Source organism: Achromobacter sp. SX5 (assembly GCF_056711425.1).
In genome coordinates this window covers 2,455,401-2,471,089 of the sequence record NZ_CM160041.1, presented here as the reverse complement: position 1 = coordinate 2,471,089, position 15,689 = coordinate 2,455,401, and the positions used below count along the sequence as shown (strand labels likewise).

At 69.7% G+C, this 15,689-nt stretch carries 13 protein-coding genes; 10 read left to right on the top strand and 3 right to left on the bottom strand.

Annotated features, from left to right (window positions below):
- Positions 1-145 precede the first annotated feature (145 nt).
- The 8 genes from AC1M14_RS11690 to AC1M14_RS11655 all read left to right on the top strand — a co-directional run bounded on the left by AC1M14_RS11690 (position 146) and on the right by AC1M14_RS11655 (position 10,027).
- Positions 146-2,269: a 3-hydroxyacyl-CoA dehydrogenase NAD-binding domain-containing protein gene (locus AC1M14_RS11690; RefSeq protein WP_479731643.1), complete on the top strand. Its 2,124-nt coding sequence runs from the start codon at positions 146-148 to the stop codon at positions 2,267-2,269.
- A 26-nt stretch (positions 2,270-2,295) separates the two neighbouring features.
- A complete protein-coding gene (locus AC1M14_RS11685; RefSeq protein ID WP_102775959.1) occupies positions 2,296-3,477 on the top strand; it encodes an acetyl-CoA C-acyltransferase in 1,182 nt (393 codons plus the stop codon).
- Between the two features lie 14 nt (positions 3,478-3,491).
- On the top strand, positions 3,492-4,688 hold the full coding sequence (locus tag AC1M14_RS11680; protein ID WP_102775958.1) for an acyl-CoA dehydrogenase family protein: 1,197 nt from the start codon (positions 3,492-3,494) through the stop codon (positions 4,686-4,688).
- Positions 4,689-4,700: 12 nt separating this feature from the next.
- Positions 4,701-5,837, top strand: coding sequence for an acyl-CoA dehydrogenase family protein (locus tag AC1M14_RS11675; protein WP_479731642.1), 1,137 nt, complete (start codon positions 4,701-4,703; stop codon positions 5,835-5,837).
- Between the two features lie 4 nt (positions 5,838-5,841).
- The gene (locus AC1M14_RS11670) at positions 5,842-7,092 is read left to right on the top strand and encodes a CaiB/BaiF CoA transferase family protein (RefSeq protein ID WP_479731641.1); all 1,251 of its coding nucleotides are present in this window, start codon (positions 5,842-5,844) and stop codon (positions 7,090-7,092) included.
- A 34-nt stretch (positions 7,093-7,126) separates the two neighbouring features.
- Positions 7,127-8,128: a Bug family tripartite tricarboxylate transporter substrate binding protein gene (locus AC1M14_RS11665; RefSeq protein WP_479731640.1), complete on the top strand. Its 1,002-nt coding sequence runs from the start codon at positions 7,127-7,129 to the stop codon at positions 8,126-8,128.
- Between the two features lie 48 nt (positions 8,129-8,176).
- A complete protein-coding gene (locus AC1M14_RS11660; protein ID WP_479731639.1) occupies positions 8,177-9,163 on the top strand; it encodes a tripartite tricarboxylate transporter substrate binding protein in 987 nt (328 codons plus the stop codon).
- A 177-nt stretch (positions 9,164-9,340) separates the two neighbouring features.
- Positions 9,341-10,027, top strand: coding sequence for a GntR family transcriptional regulator (locus AC1M14_RS11655; RefSeq protein ID WP_209166862.1), 687 nt, complete (start codon positions 9,341-9,343; stop codon positions 10,025-10,027).
- Here AC1M14_RS11655 and AC1M14_RS11650 read toward each other — a convergent pair.
- Positions 10,024-10,914 (bottom strand): LysR family transcriptional regulator, encoded by an 891-nt coding sequence (locus AC1M14_RS11650; protein ID WP_102775952.1) that lies wholly within the window; start codon positions 10,912-10,914, stop codon positions 10,024-10,026. The two genes, AC1M14_RS11655 and AC1M14_RS11650, sit on opposite strands and share 4 nt — an antisense overlap.
- A 96-nt stretch (positions 10,915-11,010) precedes the next feature.
- On the opposite strand from AC1M14_RS11650, the gene AC1M14_RS11645 reads away from it, so the two are divergent.
- Positions 11,011-12,519 carry an MFS transporter gene (locus tag AC1M14_RS11645; protein WP_479731638.1) on the top strand — a complete coding sequence of 503 codons (1,509 nt, stop codon included), beginning with the start codon at positions 11,011-11,013 and terminating at the stop codon, positions 12,517-12,519.
- 2 nt (positions 12,520-12,521) lie between these two features.
- On the opposite strand, the gene AC1M14_RS11640 is transcribed toward AC1M14_RS11645, so the two are convergent.
- Entirely contained in the window at positions 12,522-13,805 is a 1,284-nt protein-coding gene (locus AC1M14_RS11640; RefSeq protein ID WP_479731637.1) for a cystathionine gamma-synthase family protein, read from the bottom strand.
- A gap of 219 nt (positions 13,806-14,024) precedes the next feature.
- Between AC1M14_RS11640 and AC1M14_RS11635 the strand changes: the two genes are divergently transcribed.
- Positions 14,025-14,453, top strand: coding sequence for an Lrp/AsnC family transcriptional regulator (locus AC1M14_RS11635; protein WP_246842358.1), 429 nt, complete (start codon positions 14,025-14,027; stop codon positions 14,451-14,453).
- A gap of 212 nt (positions 14,454-14,665) precedes the next feature.
- Here the strand turns inward: AC1M14_RS11635 and AC1M14_RS11630 are convergent, their stop codons facing one another.
- Entirely contained in the window at positions 14,666-15,688 is a 1,023-nt protein-coding gene (locus AC1M14_RS11630) for a response regulator (RefSeq protein WP_209166860.1), read from the bottom strand.
- Between the last annotated feature and the right edge of the window lies 1 nt (position 15,689).

Here is a 15,689-nt window from a genome sequence, read left to right as displayed (position 1 = left end):
GCCTCTCCTACACGGTCATCGTCAAAATTTTTTAAACGTTATGTCAATTGCCGCTGGAATTGTCAAGACTTATTGACTGGGAAAGAATATGGCACACAAAAAAGAGGCGGGCCAACCCGGCATGCCCTGACGGAGACACCTGTCCATGACAGACAGCGCAAGCACCGGCGCGGTTCACGCGCGCCGCTACGAGGACATCCTGGTCGTGACCATCGACCATCCCCCGGTCAATGCCCTGAGCGCCGCGGTGCGCGCCGGCCTGGCGCGGGCCGTGAGCCAGGCCCGGGACGACGCGCAGGTCCGCGCCATCCTGCTGACCGGCTCCGGCAAGGCGTTCATCGCCGGCGCCGACATCCGCGAATTCGGCAAGCCGCCGCAGCCGCCTTCGCTGCCCGAGGTGTGCAACCTGATCGAAGCCAGTCCCAAGCCGGTGGTGGCCGTGCTGCACGGCGCCGCGCTGGGCGGGGGGCTGGAAGTGGCGCTGGCCGCGCACTATCGCGTGGCCCTGCCCGGCGCCAGGCTGGGGCTGCCCGAAGTCAATCTGGGCCTGTTGCCCGGCGCCGGGGGCACGCAGCGCGCCCCGCGCCTGATGGGCGCGCAGGCCGCGCTGGACCTGATGCTGTCGGGCCGCCACCTGTCGGCCCAGGACGCGCTGGCCGCCGGGCTGGTCGATGCGGTGGCCGACGGCGACGACGCGCTCGGCGCCGGCCTGGCCCATGCCCGCCAGCTGCTCGCCATGCACGCCGGCCCGCGCCGCACCCGCGACGCGAGCGCCGCCCTGGCCGACAAGCCGGCGGCCCTGGCCGCGGTCGACGCCGCCGCCGAGCGCGTCGCCGCCACCTCCCGCGGGCTGTATTCGCCGGCGCGCATCGTCGAGGCCGTGCGCGCCGCCATCGAACTGCCTTTCGAACAGGGCCTGCAGGCCGAACGCGCGCTGTTCCTGCAATGCCTGGACAGCCCGCAGCGCGCCGGCCTGGTGCACGCCTTCTTCGCCGAACGCGCGACCGCCAAGGCGCCGGAACTGGCGCAGGCCCGGCCGCGGCGGCTGGAGCGGATCGGCGTCGTGGGCGGCGGCACCATGGGCGCCGGCATCGCCGTGGCGGTGCTGGACGCCGGCCTGCCGGTGGTGATGGTCGAGCAGGACGAGGCCGCCCTGGAGCGCGGCCGCGCGCGCGTCGCGCGGGTATACGACCTGCTGGTCGGCAAAGGACGGATGGACGCGGACGAACGCGCCGCCCGCCTGGCGCGCTTCACCGGCGCGACGTCCTACGACGCGCTGGCCGAGGCCGACCTCATCATCGAAGCCATCTACGAGGACATGGACGCCAAGCTCGCCGTGTTCGCGCAGCTGGACCGCGTGGCCAAGCCCGGCGCCGTGCTGGCCACCAACACCTCGTACCTGAACGTGGACCGCATCGCCCAGGCCACCCGCGGCCCGGCCGACGTGCTGGGCCTGCACTTCTTCTCGCCGGCCAACATCATGAAGCTGCTGGAAGTGGTGGTCGGCAGCCGGACCGCGCCCGACACCGTGGCCACCGGCTTCGAACTGGCGCGCCGGCTGCGCAAGATCCCGGTGCGCGCCGGGGTCTGCGACGGCTTCATCGGCAACCGCATCCTGGCCGCCTACCGCCAGGCCGCCGACATGATGATGGAAGACGGCGCCTCGCCCTACGAGATCGACGCCGCCGTGCGCGCCTTCGGCTATCCGATGGGCCCCTACCAGATGATGGACCTGGCCGGCGGCGACATCGGCTGGGCCACGCGCAAGCGCCGCGCCGCCACCCGCGACCCGGCGCTGCGCTATGTGCAGATCGCCGACCGCCTGTGCGAACGCGGCTGGTTCGGCCAGAAGACCGGCCGCGGCTATTACCTCTACCCCGACGGCGCGCGCCAGGGCCAGCCCGATCCCGAGGTGCTGGCCATCATCGACGCCGAACGCCGGCGCGCCGGCGTCAGCCCGCGCGCCTTCTCCGAGGAAGAGATCCAGCGCCGCTACCTGGCCGCCATGATCAACGAAGCGGCCAACGTGCTGAGCGAAGGCATCGCCCTGCGGCCGTCCGACATCGACGTGGTGGCCCTGTCCGGCTACGGCTTTCCGCGCTACCGCGGCGGGCCGATGCACTACGCGGACCAGGCGGGCCTGCCTCGCATCCTGGCCGATCTGCGCGGGTACGCGGCCCAGGACCCGGCGTTCTGGAAGCCCTCGCCGCTGCTGATCGAACTGGCCGAGAGCGGCCGCGATTTCGCCAGCCTGAACCGCAACGCCTGAATTCCAACCTACCGAAGGCCATTGCCATGCGTGAAGCCGTTATCGTCTCCACCGCCCGCACCCCGATCACCAAAGCGGGGCGCGGCGAATTCAACCTGATCGCCGGCCCCACGCTGGCCGCCCACGCCGTGCGCGCCGCGGTCGAGCGCGCCGGCGTGGACCCGGCGCTGATCGAGGACGCCATCATCGGCTGCGGCTACCCCGAGGGCGCCACCGGCCGCAACATCGGCCGCCAGGCGGTGGTGCGCGCCGGCCTGCCGCTGAGCGTGGGCGGCGCCACCGTCAACCGCTATTGCGCCTCGGGCCTGCAGGCCATCGCCAGCGCCGCCAGCCGCATCGTCATGGACGGCGCGCCAGCCATGATCGCCGGCGGCGTGGAATGCGTTTCGCAGATCCGCACCCGCGACGACGGCGTCAGCGGCATGGACCCGTGGATCGTGGCCAACAAGCCCGAGCTCTACCTGCCCATGATCGAGACCGCCGACATCGTCGCGGCGCGCTACGGCATCAGTCGCGAGGCCCAGGACCGTTTCGCCGCCCAGAGCCAGGCGCGCGCCGAGGCCGCGCAGGCCGCCGGCCGCTACCGCGAGGAGATCATCGCCGTCACCACCACCATGGCCGTCACCGATCGCGCCACCGGCACGGTCAGCGAACGCGAAGTGACCGTGGACCGCGACACCTGCAACCGTCCCGGCACGACCTACGAGGCGCTGGCCGCGCTGGCGCCGGTGCGCGGCCCCGGCCAGTTCGTCACCGCCGGCAACGCCTCGCAGCTTTCCGACGGCGCCGCGGCCTGCGTGCTGATGGAGGCCTCGCAGGCGCAGCGCGCCGGCATCCAGCCGCTGGGCGCGTTCCGCGGACTGGCGATCGCGGGCTGCGAACCCGACGAGATGGGCATCGGCCCGGTCTACGCCGTGCCCAGGCTGCTGGCCCGCCACGGCCTGTCGGTGCAGGACATCGACCTCTGGGAACTGAACGAGGCCTTCGCCTCGCAGGCCCTGTATTGCCAGGAAAAACTCGGCATCCCCATGGAACGCCTGAACGTCAACGGCGGTGCCATCGCGCTGGGCCATCCGTTCGGCGTCACCGGCGCGCGCCTGGCCGGCCACGTGCTGCTGGAGGGCCGCCGCCGCGGCGCCCGCTACGCGGTCGTGACCATGTGCGTGGGCGGCGGCATGGGCGCGGCCGGACTGTTCGAAATCTATTGATCACGAGAGCAACCATGGATCTGACTTTCACCCCCGAAGAAGAAGCGTTCCGCGCCGAAGTGCGCGCCTTCCTGGCGGCCGAACTGCCGCCGGAACTGGCGCGCAAGGTGCGCGGGCACCGCCACCTGTCCAAGGCCGACATGGAAGGCTGGCACGCCATTCTGAACGCGCGCGGCTGGCTGGCCAGCCACTGGCCCCGCGAATACGGCGGCACCGGCTGGAGCGCCGTGCAGAAGTTCATCTTCGAGAACGAATGCGCCCTGGCCCACGCCCCGCGCATCGTGCCCTTCGGCCTGAGCATGCTGGGCCCGGTCCTCATCAAGTACGGCAACGAAGCGCAGAAGCGCCACTGGCTGCCGCGCATCCTCGACGGTTCGGACTGGTGGTGCCAGGGCTATTCCGAGCCCGGCGCCGGCTCCGACCTGGCTTCGCTCAAGACCGCCGCGGTGCGCGACGGCGACCACTACGTCGTCAACGGCCAGAAGACCTGGACCACGCTGGGCCAGCACGCCAACATGATTTTCTGCCTGGTGCGCACGCGCAGCGAAGGCAAGCCGCAGGAAGGCATCAGCTTTCTGCTCATCGATATGAACAGCCCCGGCATCGAGGTGCGTCCCATCGTCACGCTGGACGGCGACCACGAAGTCAACGAAGTGTTCTTCTCCGACGTGCGCGTGCCCGTGGCCAACCTGGTGGGCGAAGAAAACCGCGGCTGGTCCTGCGCCAAGTACCTGCTGACCTACGAGCGCACCAATATCGCCGGCGTGGGCCTGTCGACGGCGGCGCTGCAGCAGCTCAAGGCCGTGGCGGCGCGCCAGCGCAAGAACGGCAAGCCGCTGGCCGAGGACCCGCTGTTCGCGGCGCGGCTGGCGCGCGTCGAGATCGAACTGGACAACATGCGCGTGACCAATCTGCGCGTGCTGGCCGCGGCCGCCCACGGCGGCGCGCCCGGCGCCGAAAGCTCGATGCTGAAGATCCGCGGCACCCAGATCCGCCAGGAAATCACGGCGCTCAACCGCCGCGCCATGGGCGTCTATGCCCGGCCCTACGTGAAGCAGGCGCTCGAAGACGGCTATGACGGCCCGCAGATCGGGCCGGACGGCGCCGACAGCGCCGCCGCGCAGTACTTCAACTTCCGCAAGCTGTCGATCTTCGGCGGCTCGAACGAAATCCAGAAGAACATCATCTCCAAGATGATCCTGGGACTGTAAGGAATCAAGCAGATGAATTTCGACCATACCGAAGACCGGCGCATGCTGTCGGACATGCTGCGACGCTTCGTGGCCGAGCAGTACGGTTTCGCCGTGCGCGACGACATCGCGCGCTCGTCCCAGGGCTATAGCGCGGACTTCTGGCGGCGCTATGCCGAGCTGGGCGCCATCGGCGCGCTGTTCCCGGAAGACGACGGCGGCCTGGGCGGCGCCGGATTCGACATCGCGGTGGTGTTCGAGGCCCTGGGCCGCGGGCTGGTGGTGGAGCCCTTCCTGGACGCGCTGGTGGCCGGCGACGCCATCGCCGCGGCCGGCACGCCGGCGCAGAAGGCCGTGCTGGCCGAGCTGCAGTCCGGCGCCGCCATCGTGTCGCTGGCCCACGCCGAGGCGCAGGCCGGCTACGAGCTGGCGCACGTGCGGACCCGCGCCGAGCGCGACGGCGACGGCTGGCGGCTCGACGGCGCCAAGGCCGTGGTGGGACACGCCGAACAGGCCGGTCTGTTTGTGGTGTCGGCGCGCACCTCGGGCGGCGACGACGACGCCGACGGCATTTCGCTCTTCCTGGTCCCGGCCGGCGCGCCCGGCCTGCAGGTGCAGGGCTACCCCCTGATCGACGGCGGCCGCGCCGGCGACCTGACCCTGGACCATGTGCGCGTGGGCGCCGACGCCCTGCTGGGCCAGGCCGGCGCCGGCCATGCCGTGCTGGAACGCAGCATCGGCAAGGGCGTGCTGGCGCTGTGCGCCGAAGCCGTGGGCGCGATGGACGCCGCGCGCGACGCCACCCTCGAATACCTGCAGACCCGCAAGCAGTTCGGCGTGCCGATAGGCCGCTTCCAGGCCCTGCAGCACCGCATGGCCGACGTGCTGCTGGAGATCGAACAGGCGCGCTCGGCCGTCATCAACGCCGCCGCCCAGCTCGGCCATGCCGACCGCGCCACGCGCGAGCGCGCGCTGTCGGCCGCCAAGTACACCATCGGACGCGTGGGCATCCTGGTGGCCGAAGAATGCATCCAGCTGCACGGCGGCATCGGCATGACCTGGGAACTGCCGCTGGCCCACTATGCCAAGCGCCTGGTCATGATCGACCATCAGTTCGGCGACGAAGACCATCATCTCGCCCGTTTCATCGCACTGGCCCCGCAGGAGTAATGCCATGAACAGCGGCACCCCGCCCCCCGACGCCCTCGACCTGCCGCTCGAAGGCGTGCGGGTCCTGGACCTTTCCCGCGTCTTCGCCGGCCCGCTGTGCGGCCAGGTGCTGGCCGACTTCGGCGCCGAGGTCGTCAAGGTCGAACACCCGGTGCGCGGCGACGACACGCGCGACTGGGGCCTGCGCATCGGCAAGGGCGAGACCACCTACTACAACAGCATGAACCGCAACAAGCGGTCCATCACGCTGGACCTGCAGTCCAGCGCCGGCGTGGAGATCGTCTACAGCCTGCTGCCGCAGTTCGACGTGGTGATCCACAACTTCAAGAGCGGCGGCGCCGAGAAGCTGGGCCTGGGCTACGAGCAGCTCAAGGCCGTCAAGCCCGACCTGATCTACTGCGCCATCGCCGGCTACGACAGTTCCGGACCCGAGGCGGCGCGCCCCGGCTACGACCTCGTCATCCAGGGCGAGACCGGCCTCATGGCGATCAACGGCGAAGCGCAGCAGCCGCCGTTGAAATTCGGCGTCGCGGCGGTGGACATGATGACCGGCATGTACGCCGCGCAGGCCGTCCTGGCCGCGCTCTACCGGCGCGAACGCAGCGGCCGCGGCCGCCTGATCGAAATGGCGCTGTACGACTGCGGCATCATGGTCACCAGCTACTACGGCCTGGACGCCCTGCTGCTGGGCCGCGACCCGCAGCGCTACGGCAACGCCCATCCGTCCATCGTGCCCTACGGCATGTTCGAAGCCGCCGACGGCCCGCTCATCATCGCGGTCGGCACCAATGCGCAGTTCGACAAATTCTGCCGCCACGTGGTGATGCGCCCCGACATCGTCGAGGACCCGCGCTACGCCACCAACGTCGAGCGCGCCAGGAACCGCCTGACCCTGCTGCCCGTGGTGACCGGCCTGATCCGCGAATTCCCGCGCGACCTGCTGCTGGCGCGCCTGACCGAGTGCGGCATTCCCTGCGGCGAGGTGCTGGGGCTGCACGAAGCCCTGACCGGCCCGCGCACGCGCCGCGGCGGCCTGGTGCAGGAACTGCCGCACCCCGTGGCCGGCAGCACGCACGTCTATGCGCCGCCGTACCGCCTGGACGGGCAGCGCCTGCCCATCCGCCACGCCCCGCCCACGCTGGGCGAAGGCACGCGCGACGTGCTGCAGCGCCTGCTGCAGATGAGCGACGCGCAGCTAGAGGCCTTGCAGGCGCAGGGCGTGCTGACCCTGCCCGGCGACGGCCGCGCCGATTGAAATCTCCGAAGAACGCAGACCAGGAACATCGATCATGACGGCACCGACTTCGTGCACCCATCCCTCCCGCGCCCGACGCGCCGTGCTGGCCCTGGCGGCAAGCCTGCTCGTGGCGGGCGGCGCGGCCGCGCAATCCTATCCCAGCCAGCCCATCAGGCTGATCGTGCCGTTTCCGCCCGGCGGCCCGACCGACGTGGCCTCGCGGCTGATCGGCCAGCAGCTCGAAGCGCGGCTGCGGCAGCCCGTCATCGTGGAGAACCGGCCCGGCGCCTCGGGGTCGATCGCCGCCAACCTGCTCAAGCGTTCGCCGGCCGACGGCTACACCCTGATGATGCTGGCCACGCCCACGCTGTTCGCGCCCTTCTTCTACAGGAACGTCGGCTACGAGACGCCCAAGGACTTCCAGCCCGTGGCCACGGTGTACGACCTGCCCATCGTGGTCGTGACCAATCCGCAGAAGCTGCCCGAGGTCGCCAGCCTGAAGCAGCTGGTCGACTATGCCCGCGCCCACCCCGGCGAGTTGAACTACACCAGCTCGGGCGCCGGCAGCTTCGGCCACATGACCATGGAACGGCTGCAGGACGTGGGCGACTTCCGCATGCAGCACGTGGCCTACAAGGGCGGCGTGCCCGCCATCACCGACACGATAGGCGGACAGGTGCCCATGATGTACGCCGACCTGGTGGCGGCCCTGCCGCATATCCAGGCGGGCAAGCTGCGCGCGCTGGCGGTCGGTTCACCCAGCCGCGTGTCCGTGCTGCCCGACGTGCCCACCATCGGCGAACAGGGCTTCGACGGTTTCGACGCGGTGTCCTGGGGCGGATTGCTGGCGCCGCGCGGCACGCCCGGCGCGGTAATCGAACGGCTCGGCCGCGAAGTCCAGGCCATCCTGGCCGACCCGGCGATCCAGGCCAAGCTCATCGGCGCGGGCACCATCGCGCACTATGAGCCGGCCGACGCGATGGGCCGGCGCATCGCCGACGACTACCAGAAATGGGGCGCGCTCGCGCGCGACAAAGGCATGACCGCAGAATAACGACCGACCGGGCGGAACCGGCGGCGTCCACCAGAGGAGACCAAGCACATGCAACCATCCATCACCCGCCGCGCCTGCCTGGGACTGGCGCTGACCGCGGCGCTGGGCGCCGTCCTGCCGCTGCAGGCCAGCGCCCAGGCCGCGTTCCCGTCCAAGCCCATCACGCTGATCGTGCCCTTCCCGGCCGGCGGCTCCACCGACCGCCACCTCCGGATCGTGGCGCAGGACGCCGCCAAATACCTGGGCCAGCCCGTCATCGTCGAAAACCGGCCCGGCGCCGGCGGCACCCTGGGCCCGTCCACCATGGCCAAGACCGCCAAGCCCGACGGCTACACCATCAGCCTGTACACGCTGGCGATGCTGCGCATGCCCTACATGCAGAAAAGCAGCTGGGACCCGATCAACGATTTCAGCTTCATCATCGGGCTGTCGGGCTACACCTTCGGCTTCACCGTGCGCGCCGACTCGCCCTACAAGACCTTCAACGAATACATCGAGGCCGCGCGCAAGGCGCCGGGCACCGTCGACTACGGCTCCACCGGCGTGGGCTCCTCGCCCCACCTGCTGATCGAGGAAGTCGCCATCAACGCCAAGGTCAAGCTGAACCACGTGCCCTTCAAGGGCAACGCCGACATGCAGCAGGCCCTGCTGGGCGGCCACGTCATGGCGCAGAGCGACGCCACCGGCTGGGACCAGTTCGTCGATGCCGGCAAGATGCGCCTGCTGGTCACCTTCGGCGAAAAACGCACCACCCGCTGGCCCGACGTGCCCACCGCCAAGGAACTGGGCTACAAGGTCGTGTCGACCTCGCCCTACGGCCTGGCCGGCCCCAAGGGCATGGACCCCGCCGTGGTCAAGACGCTGCACGACGCCTTCAAGCGCGCGCTGTACGACCCGGCCAGCATGGAGGTCATGAAACAGCTGAACCAGGAACCCGCCTACCGCGACAGCCAGGATTACAAGGCCTGGGCCCAGGAAACCTATGTCAAGGAGAAGTCGCTGATCGAGTATCTGGGATTGATGGCGAAGAATTGACGGAGCGGGTGGCGGGCGGAAGATGGGTTACGCGCGCTGGAAGCGCCAGGGACGTAGGATGGGTGCAGCGCGAGATTCACGACGCAAGAACCCCGTCACGGAACGCGCGGAACCCATCTCGCCCCCCCCCATCCGACATTTGCTAGACTGGCTGCCCGTATTCCCCCGCCGCCGCCCATGCCCCAGGACGTCCCCACCGATCTCAGCGCCGACGAAATCGCCAGGAAAGTGGCGGCCGCCATCGTGGCGCATCAGCTTCCGCCCGGCACCCGCCTGCGCGAAGAGGCGCTGGGCCGCGTCTACCAGGTCAGCCGCACCAAGGTGCGCGCCGCGCTGCTCATGCTGTCCAAGGACAAGCTGATCCAGATCGTTCCCGACAAGGGCGCCTTCGTCAGCAAGCCCGACGCCAACGAGGCGCGCGAGGTCTACGCCGTGCGCCGCATCCTCGAGGCCGCGCTGGCGCGCGAATTCGTGGCGCGCGCCACGGCCGCCGACTACCGCCGCATCGACGCCCACCTGGCGGCCGAGCGCCGCGCGCTGGAAGGCGGCGACGTGCAGGCGCGCAACCAGCTGCTGGGCCATTTCCACATCCTGCTGGCCGAGGTGGTCGGCAATTCGGTGCTGACCGGCATGCTACGCGAGCTGTCGGCCCGCAGCGCCGTGATCACCATGCTTTACCAGAGCTCGCGCGACGCGAGCTGCTCGTCGCGCGAACACCAGGAGTTCATCGACGCGGCCCGCGCCGGCGACGCCGAGCGCGCCTGCGCGCTGATGGACGCGCACCTGGAACACGTGCAGACCGCGCTGGACTTCTCCCAGGGCGGGCGCAGCGACGGCGACCTGGTCAGCGCGCTGTTGCGTTAGCGCGCCCCGGCGCGCAGTTGCTCGCGCAGCAGCTGCTCCATGCGCTGCTGCATCCAGCTCTCGGTTTCGCCCAGCCTGCCGCCCTGCAGCCAGAGGCTGCGCACCGGCAGCATCGGCAGCGACAGGTCCTCGCTGGGCACCCGGATCAGCGCCTGGCGATTGCCTTCGTACTCCGCGATATTGAGCGGCAGGATGGCCCAGCCCACGCCGTCGGCCGCCATGGCCGCGATGGCGTAGCAGCTGTCGGCGCGCCATACCGTGGGGCTCAGCACCAAGTCGTCGACGCCATCCATCTGCATGACCAGTTGCCGGTGCCGGGCCAGGTCGCTGCGCCCGGCGGCGGGCAGCGCGGCCAGCGGATGCCCGCGAGCCACGAAAATGCCCTGCGCCACGTCGCCCAGGCGGCGATGCGCAAAGGACGGGCCGGGATCGCCCCGGTCCAGGTGGAAGGCCAGGCTGGCGCGGCCCTGGCGCAGGTAGTCGGCGACCTCGGTGGCGGTGCCGTTCAGCTGGGTCAGCTCCAGCGCCGGAAAGCGCTCGGCCAGTTCCTTGAGCAAGGCGCCCAGCACCAGATGCGGCAAGGCCTCGTCCAGCGCGATCGACAGGCGCGCATCGCGCCCGCCGGCGAACGCCAGCGCGCGCTGTTCCAGCCCGCCGGCCTGGCGCAGCAGTTCGCGCGCCTCCTGCAGCATCACCTCGCCGGCCGGGGTCAGCGTGGCGTTGCGCCGCGAGCGGTCGAACAGTTCCACCCCCAGGTCGGCCTCCAGCAGTCCCACCGACGTGCTGACGGCCGACTGTGCCCGGCCCAGCTGGCGCGCGGCCGCGGAGAACGATCCGGCCTGCGCCGCGGCCACGAATTGGCGCAGCTGCTCCAGCGTCCATTGCATGCGGTTCTCCCGTTATCCATCTACTAAATAGATGAAATCAAACTTTTTCGTACGAATTACCTGATGAATAATAGCGCCTCTTGAAGGAGTGGAACCATGCAGCGGACTGAACCGAACGCTGTCGCCACGGCCGCGCCCGGCCGCTGGCTGGTGCTGGCCATCGTGTCCAGCGCCCTGTTGCTGATCGTGGTCGACATGACCGTGCTCTACACCGCGCTGCCGCGCCTGACGCATGAACTGAACGTCGGCGCCTCGGCCAAGCTGTGGATCGTGAACATCTACGCATTGGTGGTCTCGGGCCTGTTGCTGGGCATGGGCACGCTGGGCGACCGGCTGGGCCACAAGCGCCTGTTCATGGCCGGCCTGGCGGTGTTCGGCGTGGCCTCGCTGGCCGCCGCCTATGCGCCCGGCGCGGCCGCGCTGATCGCGGCGCGCGCGCTGCTGGCGGTGGGCGCGGCCATGATGATGCCGGCCACGCTGTCCATCCTGCGCCTGACCTTCGCCGACGAGCGCGAGCGCGCGGTCGCCATCGGCATCTGGGCCTCGGTGGCCTCGGGCGGCGCGGCCATCGGCCCGGTCATCGGCGGCGCGCTATTGGCACATTTCTGGTGGGGCTCGGTGTTTCTGATCAACGTGCCCATCGTGCTGCTGGCCCTGCCGCTGGCGTGGCGCTGCATCCCGGCCAGCCGGCCGCAGACCGGGCGTCCGTGGGACCTGGCCGGTTCGCTGCAGGTGATGGCCGGGCTGATCCTGTGCGCCTACGCGCTCAAGGAACTGGGCAAGCCCGCGCCCTCGTGGACTCACGCCGCGCTGGCCTGCGCCGCGGGCGCGGCGCTGCTCGCGGTGTTCGCGCGGCGCCAGCGCGGGCGGCCCTATCCGCTGATCGACTTCGCGATATTCCGCAACCGCGCCTTCTCGTCGGCGGTGGCGGCGGCGCTGTTCGCCGCGGCCGCGCTGCTGGGCATGGAGCTGGTGTTCAGCCAGCGGCTGCAGCTCGTCATGGGCAAGTCGCCGCTGGAGGCCGCGCTCTTCATCCTGCCGCTGTCGCTGGCCGCCTTCGTGTCCGGACCGCTGGCGGGCTGGCTGCTGGGACGCGTCGACGGACCGCGCCTGCTGTTCCTGGCGCTGCTGGTCTCGGGCGCCGGCATGGCCGGCTACCTGCTCAGCTATGACGCTTCCATCCTGCCCCAGATGGCCAGCCTGTGCGTGCTGGGCCTGGGCATAGGCGCCACCATGACGGCGGCCTCCAGCACCATCATGCAAAGCGCCACGCCCGAGCGCGCCGGCATGGCGGCCTCGATCGAAGAGGTGTCCTATGAGCTGGGCGGCGCGCTGGGCGTCACGCTGATGGGCTCCATCCTGTCGGGCGTGTACGCCCACGCGCTGGACGTGCCGGCGGGCCTGCCCGCGGACGCCGCGCGCGACAGCCTGGACCAGGCGCTCATCGTGGCCGAGCACGTGCCGGCCGACCTGGGCGCCGCGCTGGCGGCGCTGGCCCGCGGCGCGTTCGACACCGGCTACGCCGCCGTGCTGGCCACGGCCACCTTGCTGCTGTTGGCCACGGCGGGGTTCGTGCTGCTCAACCGCCGCCGGCTGCCCGCCTGAACTCAGCAGCTGCGCAGCGCGTGTTCCATGTCGGCGATCAGGTCTTCTTCGTGCTCCAGCCCGATGGAGACCCGGATCAATCCTTCCGACACCCCGGCGGCCTCGCGCTCGGCCGCCGGCACGCCCGAGTGCGTGGTGGAGGCCGGATGGCAGATCAGCGATTCGGTGCCACCCAGGCTCACCGCCGAGCGGAACAGATGCAGCGCGTTGATGAAGCGGAACGCCTTCTCGCGCCCGCCGTCGAGCACGAAGGCGAAGGTCGAGCCCGGCCCGGTGCACTGGCGCTTGTAGACCTCCTGGTAGGCGCTGTCGGCGATGAGCTCGGGGTGGAACAGCTGCACCTTCTCCAGCGGATTGCCGGCCAGCCATTGCGCCACCTTGGTCGCCGTGCGCGCCGCCTGCTTCATGCGCAGCACCACGGTCTCCATCGAGCGCGTGATCATCCAGCACGAATGCGGATCGAGCTGCGAGCCGAACGCGCTGCGGATGGCGCGCACCTTCTTGATCAGGTCCTTGCCGCCGGTGACCGCCCCGGCCACCAGATCGCTATGGCCGCCCACGTACTTGGTCAGCGAATACACGCACAGGTCCACGCCATGTTCGGCCGGCTTCTGGAAAATCGGCCCCAGCAGCGTGTTGTCGCAGACCGAGATGGGACGGTAGCCGTGGCGGCCTTCGAACGCGTCGAGTTCGCTCTTCATGGCCGCGAAATCGATCAGCGCATTGGTCGGGTTGGCCGGCGTTTCCACATAGAACAGGCGCACCGGCCCCTGCGCGGCCGCCGCCTCCAGCGCCTCGCGCATGCTGGCCGCCGACAGGCCGTCGCGCACCGCGTGCGAGCCTATGCCCCATTCCGGAAAGATCCGCGATATCAGGGTCTCGGTGCCGCCATACAGCGGCACCGACTGCACCAGCTGGTCGCCCGGACGCAGGAACGCCAGGAACACCGCGCTGATCGCCGACATGCCGCTTGAGGTCACGGCGGCGTCCTGCGAGCCGTCCAGCAGCGCCAGGCGGTCCTCCACGATCTCCAGGTTGGGATGGTTGAAGCGGCTGTAGACCAGCCCCGCGGCCTCGTCCTGCCCCAGCGGCTTGCGGCCCGACACCAGATCGAAGAACGCCGCCCCGTCCTCGGCCGAGCGGAACGCGAAGGTCGAGGTCAGGAATACCGGCGGCTTGACCGCGCCCTCCGACAGGAAGGGGTCGAAGCCGTAGGACATCATCTGCGTTTCGGCGTGTAGCGGACGGCCGAAGATGTCTTTCTTGTGGTAGCTGGAGTAACTCATGATCTGCCTCTCTCGGTAGTCCCGGGGTGGAAATCGCGCATGCGCAGACGATAGCGCCGGCGGCGCGGGTATGCATGGCAGTATGGCTGCGCCGGTCGCCAATATTCTTTCCATTTCTATTGCGTGGCGGCGATAATGGGAAACAACCTTTCCTTGAAGCCGAACCCGATGAAAGACACTGCCTCGTTACATCAACTTGATGCGATCGATTGGAAAATCATGAAAATCCTTCAAGAAGATGGGCGGCTCAGCAACGCCGAGCTGGCCGAGCGCGTGTCGCTGTCGGCCTCGCCCTGCTGGAAGCGCCTCAAGCGCCTGGAGAACACCGGCGTGATCCGCGGCTACCAGGCCATCCTGGACCGCCGCGCGCTGGGCATGGGCGTGGTGGCCTTCGTCAGCATCTCGCTGGAAAACCATACCGAAAAGACCTGCCGCGCGTTCGAGGCCGGCGTGCTCGCCATGCCCGAGGTGCTGGCCTGCCACAACACCACCGGCCAGCACGATTACCTGCTGCACATCGTGGCGCGCGATTTCGACGCCTATTCGGATTTCGTGCGCAACCGCCTGCGCCCGCTGCCCGGCGTGAAGGAACTGCTGAGCACGCTGTCGATGCACGAGGTCAAGTCGTCGGCGAAGCTGCATTTGTAGGATGGGTGCAGCGCGGGAGGTCTGAGGCAAGAACCCGGCTGCCGAACGCGCGAAACCCATCAGGCGGCCCCGGCCGCCGTTTTTCGCCGCATGCTGATGTTGGCCTCTTGCCACGAAAGGCGGCGGCTCGCGCCGCCTGATGGGTTTCGCGCGCTGAGCTTATGCGTTTTTGCCCAAGAACGCTCGCGCTGCACCCATCCTACGCCACGACGCTACACGGCCTCCAGCGCCCCCGCCACCACCCGGTTGCGGCCCTGGCGCTTGGCCTGGTAGAGGCCGCGGTCGGCCGCCTGGATCAGGTCGGTGCAGGCCTGCCCTTCGCGCGGCACCGCGGTGGCCGCGCCGATGCTTACCGTCAGCCACGGGCCCGAGCCGGCGTCCTTCTGCGGAATCTGCATGGCCTCGATGGCGCGGCGCAGCTTTTCGGCCGCGAGCCGCGCGCTGCCGGCGGGCGTGCCGGGCAGCACCAGCGCGAACTCCTCGCCGCCGAAGCGCGCCGCCAGGTCGGTGGAGCGGTCGCAGCTCGCGAAGATGGTGCTGGCCACGCGCTTGAGCGCCTCGTCGCCGGCGATGTGGCCGTAGGTGTCGTTGTAGGACTTGAAGTGGTCCACGTCGATCATCAACATGCTGATCTCGCGGCCGTCGCGCTGCGCGCGCTGCCATTCGGCGGTGAGGTACTCGTCGAAATAGCGGCGGTTGCCCAGGCCGGTCAGGCCGTCCGAATTGGTCAGGCGGCGCAGCTCCATATTGCTTTCCAGAAGCTGCTGCTGGCTCTGGCGCAGCGCCTGGTAGGCCTCGTCGCGCTGCACCAGCGCCATATACGAGCGCGAGTGGTAGCGGATGCGCGCCACCAGCTCGATGGAATCGGGCAGCTTCACCAGGTAGTCGTTGGCGCCGGCCGAAAACGCGGCGCTCTTGATCGCCGGGTCTTCCTTGGTGGACAGCACGATGATGGGAATGTCGCGCGTGACGGCATGCTGGCGGTACTGCTGCACCAGGCTCAGACCGTCCACGCCGGGCAGCACCAGGTCCTGCAGGATGACCGTGGGCCGCGTCTGGATCGCCACGGTCAGCGCTTTTTCCGGGTCCGAGCAGTAGTGGAAGTCGATATTGCCCTCCGCCGCCAGCGCCCGTCTGATGGCCTCGCCGACCATGACCTGGTCGTCCACCAGCAGCACCATGGCCGCGTGCGATTGCAGGTTCGACGGCGCCGCGCCTTCTGTGGGAGGGTACATA